At 70.8% G+C, this 1831-nt stretch carries 1 protein-coding gene; it reads left to right on the forward strand.

The window, feature by feature from the left end; translation table 11 throughout:
* The coding region (locus VGX25_RS26360) for a homocysteine S-methyltransferase family protein (RefSeq protein WP_326920599.1) at nt 1-1831 on the forward strand (1831 nt) is incomplete at both ends.

Raw genomic sequence — 1831 nt, forward strand, 5'->3', positions numbered from 1 at the left:
GGACGACTTCGCCGGGCTCGAGGGCTGCAACGAGATTCTCAACGTCACCCGGCCGGACGTGGTGCGCGCGGTGCACCGCGGGTACTTCGAGGCGGGCTCGGATGCCGTGGAGACCAACACGTTCGGCGCGAACCTGGCCAACCTGTCCGAGTACGACATCGCCGGGCGGATCTTCGAGCTGTCCGAGGCCGGCGCCCGGCTGGCCCGTGAGGTGGCCGACGAGTTCAGCACGCCGGACCGGCCGCGGTTCGTGCTTGGCTCGGTGGGCCCGGGCACCAAGCTGCCCACCCTGGGCCACACGAAGTTCGTTGCATTGCGAGACGCATACGAGCAGGAGGTCCGCGGCCTGCTGGCCGGCGGGGTGGACGCGGTGATCGTGGAGACCGCGCAGGACATCCTGCAGGCCAAGTCCGCGATCATCGGCGCCAAGCGGGCGATGGCCGCCGAGGGCCGGCCGGTGCCGCTGATCGCCCAGGTGGCCGTGGAGACCACCGGAACCATGTTGCTTGGCTCCGAGATCGGTGCGGCGCTGGCCGCCCTCGAGCCGCTGGGGATCGACCTGATCGGGCTGAACTGCTCCACCGGCCCTGCGGAGATGAGCGAGCACCTGCGGACCCTGTCCAAGCACGCCCGGATCCCGCTGTCGGTGATGCCCAACGCCGGCCTGCCCGAGCTGCGGCCGGAGGGCGCGGTGTACCCGCTGAGCCCGGACGAGCTGGCCGAGGCCCTTGCCATCTTCGTGCGTGAGTTCGGCGTGCGGCTCGTCGGCGGCTGCTGCGGCACCACCGCCGAGCACGTCCGCGCGGTCATCGAGGCCGTCGGGCAGGTCACCCCGGCGCGCCGCCGGCCGCGCTCCGAACCGGGCGTCTCCTCGCTGTACCAAGCGGTTCCGTTCGCCCAGGACGCGTCCGTGCTGATGATCGGGGAGCGGACCAACGCCAACGGCTCCAAGGCTTTCCGCGAGGCCATGCTCGCCGGCCGGTACGAGGACTGCGTGGAGATCGCCAGGGCGCAGACCCGCGACGGCGCCCACGTGCTCGACCTGTGCGTCGACTACGTCGGCCGGGACGGGGCCGCGGACATGGCCGAGCTGGCCGGGCGGTTCGCCACCGCGTCCACCCTGCCGATCATGCTCGACTCCACCGAGCCCGACGTGATCCGGGCCGGCCTTGAGCGGCTCGGCGGCCGCTGCGTGGTCAACTCGGTGAACTACGAGGACGGCTCCGGTCCGGGCTCCCGGTTCCAGCGCACGATGGAGCTGGTCCGCGAGCACGGCGCGGCGGTCGTGGTGATGTGCATCGACGAGGAGGGCCAGGCACGCACCGCCGACTGGAAGGTCCGGGTGGCCACCCGGATCATCGAGGACCTCACCACCAACTGGGGCATGCGGGTGTCCGACATCATCGTCGACACGCTCACCTTCCCGATCTCCACCGGCCAGGAGGAGGTCCGCCGGGACGCCATCGAGACCATCGAGGCGATCCGGCGGCTGAAGAAGCGCTACCCGGAAGTCCAGACCACGCTGGGCATCTCGAATGTCTCTTTTGGACTGAACCCGGCCGCCAGGCAGGTGCTCAACTCGGTCTTCCTGCACGAGTGCGTGCAGGCCGGGCTGGACACCGCGATCGTGCACGCGTCCAAGATCCTGCCCATGTCGCGCATCCCCGACGAGCAACGCATGGTCGCCCTCGACCTGGTCTACGACCGGCGGCGGGACGGCTACGACCCGCTGCAGAAGCTGATGGAGCTGTTCGAGGGCGCCACGGTGTCGTCGTCGAAGGCCTCCCGGGCCGAGGAGCTGGCGGCCCTGCCGCTGTTCGAGCGGCTGCAG

The sequence above is a fragment of the Actinophytocola sp. genome (assembly GCF_035942955.1).
GTDB lineage: Bacteria > Actinomycetota > Actinomycetes > Mycobacteriales > Pseudonocardiaceae > DASYTH01.